General features: G+C 38.4%; 4 protein-coding genes and 4 pseudogenes. 4 read left to right on the forward strand and 4 right to left on the reverse strand.

Annotation, left to right across the window (positions count from 1 at the left end; genetic code table 11):
* Positions 1–106: 106 nt before the first annotated feature.
* From ACMZ6U_RS06960 to ACMZ6U_RS06970, 3 genes and pseudogenes are all read right to left on the reverse strand, one after another.
* Positions 107–358 (reverse strand): annotated as a pseudogene (locus tag ACMZ6U_RS06960) (GNAT family N-acetyltransferase); the annotation flags it as partial.
* Positions 359–533: 175 nt separating this feature from the next.
* On the reverse strand, positions 534–2,525 hold the full coding sequence (uvrB, locus tag ACMZ6U_RS06965; protein WP_416107425.1) for an excinuclease ABC subunit UvrB: 1,992 nt from the start codon (positions 2,523–2,525) through the stop codon (positions 534–536).
* A 145-nt stretch (positions 2,526–2,670) separates the two neighbouring features.
* A pseudogene (locus ACMZ6U_RS06970) lies at positions 2,671–3,846 on the reverse strand (IS256 family transposase).
* A gap of 269 nt (positions 3,847–4,115) precedes the next feature.
* On the opposite strand from ACMZ6U_RS06970, the pseudogene ACMZ6U_RS06975 reads away from it, so the two are divergent.
* The 3 genes and pseudogenes from ACMZ6U_RS06975 to ACMZ6U_RS06985 all read left to right on the forward strand — a co-directional run bounded on the left by ACMZ6U_RS06975 (position 4,116) and on the right by ACMZ6U_RS06985 (position 8,474).
* A pseudogene (locus ACMZ6U_RS06975) lies at positions 4,116–5,116 on the forward strand (IS5 family transposase).
* Between the two features lie 437 nt (positions 5,117–5,553).
* Positions 5,554–7,734 (forward strand): ABC transporter substrate-binding protein/permease, encoded by a 2,181-nt coding sequence (locus ACMZ6U_RS06980; RefSeq protein WP_416107426.1) that lies wholly within the window; start codon positions 5,554–5,556, stop codon positions 7,732–7,734.
* The gene (locus ACMZ6U_RS06985) at positions 7,734–8,474 is read left to right on the forward strand and encodes an amino acid ABC transporter ATP-binding protein (protein WP_416107428.1); all 741 of its coding nucleotides are present in this window, start codon (positions 7,734–7,736) and stop codon (positions 8,472–8,474) included. Before ACMZ6U_RS06980 ends, ACMZ6U_RS06985 begins: the two co-directional genes overlap by 1 nt.
* 191 nt (positions 8,475–8,665) lie before the next feature.
* Here the strand turns inward: ACMZ6U_RS06985 and ACMZ6U_RS06990 are convergent, their stop codons facing one another.
* On the reverse strand, positions 8,666–8,908 hold the full coding sequence (locus tag ACMZ6U_RS06990) for a hypothetical protein (protein WP_416107430.1): 243 nt from the start codon (positions 8,906–8,908) through the stop codon (positions 8,666–8,668).
* 332 nt (positions 8,909–9,240) lie between these two features.
* Between ACMZ6U_RS06990 and ACMZ6U_RS06995 the strand changes: the two are divergent.
* Positions 9,241–10,689: pseudogene (locus tag ACMZ6U_RS06995) on the forward strand (ATP-binding cassette domain-containing protein); the annotation flags it as partial.

Raw genomic sequence — 10,689 nt, forward strand, 5'->3', positions numbered from 1 at the left:
GATTCTCTCTAGATGTTAATTATAAGTCACCCACTACAGTTGACGAAGAGCCAATAATTAATTGTCCAACTTTTTTGGAGTAGTACATTCCAAAGCTTTTTTACTGCTAACATTCTCTGAGTGGCTTAATCTGTTTTCCATTAGCATCAAAGTTGCTATCGTCTAACCAAGCTTCTAATCGGCTTTTTTCCCCGACCATTCTTTATCAATAATTGAGTACCAATTGGTATCTCTCTCTGTTGCGATTTTTATAGATAACTGCTTATCTAAAAGTCCCTTTGTAGATAAAACCGAGTCGTTCCGTTGCTCTCCTAGAAGCTTCATTTAAAGAGTCACACTTCCACTCATACCTTCGATAAGGAACTATAAACAGCGAAAAAATCATCAAAATGACTTACGTTTACTTTTTCGATCTTGACTGTCTGACCTGATAGCACTTCAAGGTCCGGAAATTTCCCTGAAGAAATAATATCCAATAAATCACCAACTAACTGTCCAAAATGATTTGTTTTTATATACTACCTCACTAATTGCTAATCCATCGCCTTTAATTCCAAAACCATATCGCGAATCTGTGCCGCCAATTCGAAGTCAAGTAATTCTGCTGCTTCCTGCATTTGTTTTTGCAATTTCTTGATGGCTTCTTGACGTTCTGACTTGTTCATAGCCATATAGTCAACCGTTTGTTCAGCAACTTCCGTATCAGAAGCTTTAGAAATAGCAATCAAATCACGAATATCTTTCTTAATGGTCTGTGGAACGATACCGTGTTCCTGATTATAGCGCATCTGAATCTCACGACGACGAGCCGTTTCATCCATGGCACGCTGCATGGATTCAGTAATCTTATCCGCATACATGATAACATGCCCTTCCGAGTTACGGGCAGCGCGACCAATAGTCTGAATAAGACCACGTTCGTTTCGAAGGAATCCTTCCTTGTCCGCATCCAAAATCGCAACCAAGCTAACTTCTGGCACATCAATTCCCTCACGAAGCAGGTTAATTCCGATAAGGACATCGAAGACACCTAGACGAAGGTCACGGATAATCTCCGTACGTTCAAGTGTTTTAATATCCGAGTGCATGTATTTGACTTTGACACCCATTTCCTTGAGATAGTCGGTCAAATCCTCCGCCATCTTTTTGGTTAAAGTAGTGATAAAGGTACGCTCCCCTTTTTCAGCACGGATAGTGATTTCTTCTAAGAGGTCATCCATTTGTCCCATGGTTGGACGAACTTCTACCTCTGGATCCAGAAGACCTGTCGGACGAATAATTTGCTCAATCACTGTATCAGTCTGTTCGTTTTCATAATCACCAGGTGTCGCTGACACATAGACAATCTGATGGACATGGCTTTCAAATTCTTCACGGCGAAGAGGACGGTTATCAAGTGCCGACGGTAAACGGAAACCATAGTCAACCAACATCTGTTTACGAGACCGGTCACCATTATACATACCCTTAATTTGTCCCATGGTCATATGACTCTCATCAATCATAATCATGAAATCTTCTGGGAAGAAATCAAGTAAGGTATAAGGTGGCTCCCCCTCACTACGACCATCCATATGACGGGAATAGTTTTCGACCCCGTTGGTATAACCCATTTCACGCAACATTTCGATATCGTATTCTGTTCTTTGTTTAAGACGTTGGGCTTCTAGCAATTTTCCTTCTGATTCGAAGACCTTGAGTTGCTCTTCTAATTCCGCTTGGATTTTAGCAATAGACTGCTCCATGTGTTCATCGTTAGTCACAAAGTGGGTTGCTGGAAAGAGCACCAAGTGTTCGACATCACCCAAGTTTTTTCCTGTAAGACTTTCAATTTCACGAATCCGGTCGATTTCATCGCCGAAAAATTCAACACGGAAAGCATGTTCATCCCGAGAAGCTGGGAAAATTTCCACAACATCGCCACGCACACGAAAACGCCCACGTTGGAAGTCTATATCATTGCGCTCAAACTGAATATCAACCAATTGATTAAGGAGTTGGTCCCTTGAGATTTCCTGACCTGGACGTAAAGAAACGGCTGAATTAGCATATTCTTTAGGTGATCCCAAACCATAGATACAAGAAACGGATGCCACAACTATTACATCATTGCGTTCCAAAAGCGCTGACGTTGCTGAGTGTCTTAATTTATCAATCTCATCATTAACCGACGAATCCTTCTCAATATAGGTATCTGATGACGGCACATAAGCTTCCGGCTGATAATAATCATAGTAAGAAACAAAGTACTCAACCGCATTGTCTGGGAAGAATTCTTTGAACTCACCGTAGAGCTGACCTGCCAACGTTTTATTATGAGCAATCACAAGAGTTGGCTTATTAACCTTGCTAATGACTTGACTCATGGTATAGGTTTTACCAGTACCTGTCGCTCCTAGGAGAATTTGTGATTTTTCTCCCCCTTCAATATTATCAACCAGCTGTTCAATAGCCTGAGGTTGATCTCCTGAAGGTTGGTATTTAGATACTAATTTGAAAGTATTATGTTCTTGTCTATCTATCATGCCTCTATTTTATCATAGTATTTTACTATAGATAGAAAAAAAGATAGAAAAAAATTTACACAGGAAAATGACGTATCGACAATCATCTCACATGGGAAGGTACTGTCAATAATTTTGTGTAAACACCTAGTCGAGTTTCTAAATGTTAATCAAATAGACTATCGAGGGTATCAGAACACGCTCCAAAACCGTTATGAACACGGTGTCCAAACTTGAAATTATAGTCTTCAAAAATAGTTACCAAACGTCGCTCAAGTGATTCTTCATTTGGAAATACTACTTTCTTTTTACACTGTCTCTTAATTTCTTTATTCAGTGATTCAATCAAGTTAGTCGAGTATAGGCTTGGCCAAATACAGTATGGGAGCTGGTAAAAGGTGAATAAATTCTCTGTCTTTTCAAGCGACTCCATCACCTTCTTATAACAAAATTTCCACTCATCCATAAACTGTCTCAATAACTTTCTTGCTTCCTCAAAGCTAGTTGCTCGGTAAACCTGTTTAAACTGCTCAATAATAGAAGCTCTGTCTACACGTTTGACTTTACTCGACATATTGCGAGCAATATGAACTAAGCAACGTTGCTGTTTTGCTAAAGGATAAACTTGTTGGATGACTTGCTCCAAGCCATTGAATCCATCAGTGACAACTAGCGACACTTGCTGGACTCCTTGCCTTTGAAGTCGATTGAGAAGGTCACTCCGAGAAGTATTATTCTCATTTGGTGCCATCTCATATCCTAAAACGGATTTATAGCCCTCAGGAGTAATCCCAAGAGCAATATGAACGTATTCTTTACTAACCGTTCCTCGGCGCAAAGGTAAGTATGTCCCGTCAAGATAAAGCACGGAATAGTTTTCCTTAAGTGTGCGCTCGTGAAAAGCAGTGACGTTCTCTTGCGTTACTGTTGTGATATTTGACACAGTCGTCGGACTATAGTGATGACCATACATTCGTTCGATAATCTCGCTGATGTCACGAGTTGTTACACCAGTTTGGTAGCGTTTGATAACCATTTCTTCTAGATGGTCATCATGTCTAGTATAGGACGGCAAGATAGCTGGCGAAAACTCACCATTTCGATCTCTTGGTATTGCTAAACTCACAGCTCCATATTTGGTTTCAAATTGACGAGAATAGGTGCCATTGCGGCTATTACCTGTGTTATAACCACTTTTCTCATAGGGTTCATATCAGAGAAAAGCTGATAATTCAGCTTGCAAGAGCTCATTCATGGCTGTCTCTAGAGATTGACGAAAGAAGTCATCGATATCTTGCTTTGGGGCTAGGAAGTTTAGTAATTCTGTGGTAAACTGGGGCATGGGAATAAATCTCTTTCTAGTGAAGTGTCGCAACTCTACTATACAGGATTTATTCCTTTTTGTGTTTACACAAGATATTTTACATTACCAAGACTAGAAGCCAAGTGGAGCATTTTTGATAGAAATCAAATCGATTTATTAATAGTTTTTTCATTTTATAGTTTCCTCCTAGTTTTTTATAATTTTCTTATTATATTGGGCACCTCTAAAAACTCCCTAACTTTCCCAAAAATAAGATAATAGAATCAAGAGTAATGAGGAAAGCTGTCATGCATGTATTCACAGACGATGAAAAAATCTTGTCAAAACTATCAGAGAAAGGTAATCCCTTAGAACGTTTGGATGCCATTATGGATTTGAACATATTCCTTTGTTGTCAGAGTTATTCAGTCGTAAAGATAAAGTCATCAGTCGTGGCGGTCGTCCTCACCTAGACTATCTCATGATGTTCAAAGTGCTCTTGCTTCAACGTCTTCATAACCTATCTGACGATGCCATGGAATACCAACTGCTGGATCGTCTATCTTTTCGTCGGTTTGTTGGTTGTCATGAAGACACTGTTCCAGATGCGAAAACTATCTGGCTCTATCGTGAGAAATTAACCAAGTCAGGTCGTGAAAAGGCGTTGTTCGATTTGTTCTATGCCCATCTCACAGATGAAGGGTTGATTGCCCATTCAGGTCAGATTGTGGAGGCTTCCTTTGTCGAATGCCCTAAACAACGCCATTCACGTGAGGACAATCAGAACATCAAGGAAGGCGAAAAGGTAGACGGTTGGAACAAGACTAAACGGAGCCAAAAAGACGTAGATGCGACTGGGATACGCAAAGGTGATGTCCGCTATTTTGGCTATAAAAACCATATTGGTGTCGATAGAAAATCAAAACTTATCAAAACTTATGAGGTCACAACAGCTAGTGTAGACGACTCCAATGTCCTAGCTGCTCTTTGTGATGCCAATGAAGCGGTTTTTGATGACAGTGCTTATGTTGGACAATCAGTACCAGGAGGTTGTCGCCACCACACGGTTCGTCGTGCTTTTAGAAATAAACCGTTGACTGAGACTGATACGGTCATTAATCGTCATATTGCCAAAGTCCGTTGTCGCGTTGAGCATGTTTTTGGCTTCATTGAAACGAGCATGAAGGGTAGGAGCTGTCGAGCACTTGGGAAGGCACGAGCTAAAACCAATGTGACCTTAACCAACCTGCTCTACACTATCTGTCGTTTTGAGCAAATCAAACGACTGGGATTGCCATCATGGGCTTAGTGCGCCCAAAAATAGGAAAATAAGCCAGAAGTAAGCTTCGAAAGCGAAGCTTACTGGAAATGATGCTTATAAATAGGGCTTACTTAATAACTACTTGAAGTTTTTAGAGGTGCCCTATTATAATTTCTCTTTAATTGCATTGTTCAACTGTTTTATGAGTTTAGTTGTAATTTTTAATAGTTATCTCCTAATATGCTAGCTAATAATTGCCTAAACCGCTCATCAAGAAAGATCCTTTAATCTCTTTGACGATAGAGAACCAGAGGATAAAAAGAATATATATGATCACTGTTGCTGAATTGAACTAACTTAATAGTGTCCATTTTTAAGTAAACAATCGATATGTTAGGTTTTATGACACAGACTTATCAAAATATTGCTCTTTTCCATTTTTTTTGCTATAATGAGCTATAATTTTTTTATATAAGGAGATGAACATGAAGACGAAATTTAAAGCATTTCTGTTAACGCTTGTTTCTGTTTTCTTTGTGTTCGGTGCTCGTGTTGCTGCAGATACAATTGATATTGTATCTGATACTGCTTATGCACCTTTTGAATTCAAAGATTCTGACCAAACTTACAAAGGAATTGATGTTGATATTATCACCGAAGTTGCCAAACGTAAGAATTGGGATATTAATATGACCTTCCCTGGCTTTGATGCCGCAGTAAATGCTGTACAAGCTGGCCAAGCTGATGCCTTGATGGCTGGTACAACAGTTACTGAACCACGACAAAAAGTCTTTACTTTCTCTGATACTTACTATGATACTGCTGTTGTTCTTTATACTAAAAAGGGTAACGACGTTACAAAATACAGTCAGTTAAAAGGTAAAACTGTTGGTGTCAAAAACGGTACTGCTGCTCAAACTTTCTTAGATAAAATCAAGAAAAAATATAACTTCAAAGTTAAAACTTTCGATACTGGTGACCTTATGAATAACAGCCTTGATTCAGGCTCTATTGTTGCAGCTATGGATGATGAACCTGTTGTTCAATTTGCAATTAAACAAGGTAAAAATTACGCTATCAATATGGATGGCGAAAAAGTCGGAAGTTTTGCCTTTGCTGTCAAAAAGGGCAGTCAGTATGAGTACCTCATCAAAGATTTCAACGAAGCTTTTGCTGACATGAAAAAAGATGGTACCTACGATGAAATCATGACAAAATGGCTCGGTAAAGAAGCAACAATTGCTAAACTAGAATCAACTGGTGATGCTAATGCTAAAGCACAACCACAAAAAGAGCAATATGTCATCGCTTCTGACACATCTTTTGCACCATTTGAATACCAAGATGATTCTGGCAAATATACTGGTTTTGATATGGACTTGATCAAGGCAATTGCTAAACAACAAGGCTTCAAAATCAAAATCAACAATGTCGGCTTCGATGCTGCACTTAATGCTGTTCAGTCTAGTCAAGCTGATGGTGCTATTGCAGGTATGACGATTACCGACGAACGTAAAGGAACTTTTGATTTCTCTGATCCTTACTACACAACTAATATTATCCTTGCTATAAAAAAAGACACTGATATTTCTTCCTATAAAGACTTAAAAGGGAAGACAGTCGGCGCTAAAAATGGTACTTCTTCTTATGATTTCCTTGCTAGTCAGAAAGATAAATATGGCTACAGATTAAAAGCCTTTGATGAAGCGTCTACGATGTACGACAGCTTAAACTCAGGGTCTATTGATGCGCTCATGGATGATGAACCTGTTTTGGCTTACGCCATCCAGCAAGGACGTCAATTTGAAACCCCAATCAAGGGAGAGCCTTCTGGTCAAGTTGGATTTGCTGTAAAAAAAGGAACAAATCCTGAACTTATCGAAATGTTCAACAATGGTATGGCTGCCCTCAAAGAAGATGGTACCTACGATAAACTCGTCAAAAAATACCTCGCTACTTCAACCACTTCTACTAATAAAGAAGAAAAATCTGTTGATGAAACTACCATCATTGGCCTCATCAAAAACAACTACAATCAGTTACTTTCTGGTCTTGGTACAACGCTTAGCCTGACACTTATTTCATTTGCTATCGCTATGATTATCGGTATTATCTTTGGTATGATGGCTGTAGCTCCGAACAAGGTACTCCGTGTCATCTCATCTGTCTTCGTAGATGTAGTACGCGGTATCCCATTGATGATTGTAGCAGCCTTCATCTTCTGGGGAATTCCTAACTTGATTCAAAGTATTACAGGTAAACAATCACCAATCAATGACTTTGTCGCAGCAACTATTGCTCTCTCTTTAAATGGCGGAGCTTACATTGCAGAAATTGTTCGTGGTGGTATTGAAGCTGTTCCTGGTGGGCAAATGGAAGCTAGCCGAAGCCTTGGTATTCCTTATAAAACTACTATGCGTAAGATTGTTTTACCTCAAGCTGTCAAATTAATGCTTCCAAACTTCATCAATCAGTTTGTTATTTCATTAAAAGATACAACTATCGTTTCAGCTATTGGCTTGGTTGAACTCTTCCAAACTGGTAAGATTATCATTGCTCGTAACTACCAATCATTCCGTATGTATGCAATCCTTGCAATCATTTACCTAGTCATCATTACTCTATTGACTAAGTTAGCAAAACGTCTAGAAAAGAGGCTTAAATAATGGCAGAATTAAAAATTGATGTCCTAGATTTGCACAAATCCTATGGCGATAACGAAGTCCTAAAAGGGATTGATGCTCAATTTTATGAAGGTGATGTCGTTTGTATCATCGGGCCTTCTGGTTCAGGGAAATCAACTTTCCTTCGGACCTTAAACCTACTAGAAACAATCACAAGTGGTAAGGTTATCGTTGATGGTTTTGAATTATCCGATCCAAAAACTAACATCGACAGAGCTCGTGAAAATATCGGGATGGTTTTCCAACACTTCAATTTATTCCCACACATGACAGTTCTTGAAAATATCATGTTTGCACCTATCGAACTTGGTAAATTAGGGAAAGCTGAAGCTGAAAAACAAGGTATGGAACTCCTTGAAAAAGTAGGCTTAGCTGAAAAACGTGACGCTCTCCCAGAAAGTTTATCTGGTGGTCAGAAACAACGTGTTGCCATTGCTCGTTCATTAGCAATGAACCCTGATATTATGCTTTTTGATGAACCAACATCTGCTCTTGACCCTGAAATGGTTGGAGATGTTCTAAATGTTATGAAAGATCTAGCCGAGCAAGGCATGACCATGTTGATTGTTACCCATGAGATGGGATTTGCTCGTCAAGTTGCAAACCGTGTTATCTTTACCGATGGTGGCCAATTCATCGAAGATGGTACACCAGAGCAAATCTTTGACAATCCTCAACACCCTCGACTTAAAGATTTCCTTGATAAGGTACTTAGTCACTAATTTTCAATAATAATCAAAAATCATTCAGGTCTATGACTTGAATATTTTTTTGATTGTCTTTAAAAATAGCTCTGTTTCTTCCCTGCTTTTGAGTTGGTACCATGTTTTTTCGGGATAAAGTTTCATAAAGTTTACTATTTTAGGTCGGCTGTGCTCAGAAAATCCTTTTATAAAATCAACAAATTCTTGGTCTAGAGATTCTTCAATCCAAGGCATATCCGGTCTGACTTTACAATCCGATTTTTAACCCCTTCTAAACAAATGTCCAAAGGATAATCCAAGAAAACAATCGTGTCGCAAGCTTTAATACGCAGATCTAAAGTACTACCATAATTGCCATCAGTAATCCAATTATCTTGACTAAGGACCTGCATTTGGCGCTCTATAAATACCTCTGTTGCCACCGTGGTCTTATCTACCTGCCAATTCATCATATCCAAGTGATACAAGGGTAGTTTAGTTAGTCTTGCGAGTCGTCGTGCCAGGGTAGATTTCCCTGAACTAGGACATCCAATAATAATAATTTTTGCCATAAGTCTATCACAACAGAAATGATAGCGGTTTCAAAATGTGTTAGTATCAGTTTAATAATATTTGGAGATAAGGAACACATGATTCACTAAAAAACAAAATATGATAACTTTATCAAGTTTCGTTTTTTAGTGTGCTCTTTTATTCCTGTCTTTTATATTTGCAGGTCTCTTTGCATACCAAAACTCTCTACTTGATAAAGTAGGGAGTTTTTAACATGTTCAAGGATGTATTTATGTTATACATTCAAAATTTAACACTGACTCACCAAAAAGATCTACAAGATTTAGTTAAAGACCTAAATGTAGTTGTCAATAGTGGTGATAAATTAGCTATTATCGGAGAGGAATGAACAGGAAAATCAACCCTTATCAAAGCTATTATTGATGTTGAATCAATTTCAAATTATCTAGATAGTCAAGGAAAGATTATCAATCACTTTCACAATATAGCTTACTTACCACAGAGCCTTTCAAGAAATCAGCTAGAGCAGCTAGTGACGGATTTTATCTATCAAGATATTGACTATAGTCTTTTCGATCTTTCTTTATTTTACAAATTAACTGATCATTTCCATATGGATATCGAAAGATTCGAAACTAACCATCAAACCATGAATAGTTTATCTGGTGGTGAAAAAATAAAAATACAGCTACTAAAACTCTTAGCACAGGATCCAGATTTATTAATTTTAGATGAACCATCTAGTGATTTAGACTTGGACGGTTTGAGTTGGTTAGAATCGTTTATTGATCAATCTGATCAAACACTTATTTTTATTTCACATGACGAAACCTTTCTTGAAAATATCCCTACTGCCATTCTCCATCTCGAATTGCCACGAAAAACGCACGACACCACGCGCCAACTATTTTCGTGGCATCTATCAGGATTATAAGCAAAATCGCAGAGAGATTTATGATCGTCAGCTACAACTCGCCAATAAAGATCGAAAAGAATACCAACACCGCATGGCTCGAAGTCACCGCCTCCACCAAAGCGTTGAGTATCAACTTCGAAATACCAAAAGCGATCCGGCTGGACGCCTATTAGCCAAAAAACTTAAAAATGTTCTTTCCCAAGAAAAACGCTATGAAAGAGAGGCTAAACATTTCACTGAAATCCCACAAGATATGGATACGATTAACCTTTTCTTTTCAGAAATCACACCCCTTCCTTCCAATAAGATCCTGCTTCACTGGGAAAGTAAACAACTAGAAACTGGACAAACTGTTGATTTACTGATACGTGGACAAGATAAACTAGTCATTACGGGGCAAAATGGTATCGGTAAAACACGATTACTCAAACAAATCTTAGCAGAAATGAGAGAAAAAGAAGGTTTATCTGTTGGCTATATGCCACAACATTATGAAGATCCAATGCCTCCAAATCTTTCCACATTTGAGTTTTTAATAGAGGTAAGTAAAGAAGAAACAGTAAAAACACTTCTAGCAAGTCTACGGTTTACCTCCGATGAAATACGTCATTCTTTAGCAGTACTATCTGGTGGGCAAAAAGCTAAACTATTCTTTGCTAAAATGATCTTAGCCAATAATAGTGTGATTATTTTAGATGAACCCACTCGACACTTCTCACCGACTAGTCAGCCTATTATTCGAGAAATGTTAAAAAACTATCTAGGAGCCATTATTAGTATTTCTCACGACAGATACTATATTAA

It is taken from the genome of Streptococcus pluranimalium, from assembly GCF_047785745.1.
Classification (GTDB): domain Bacteria; phylum Bacillota; class Bacilli; order Lactobacillales; family Streptococcaceae; genus Streptococcus; species Streptococcus pluranimalium_B.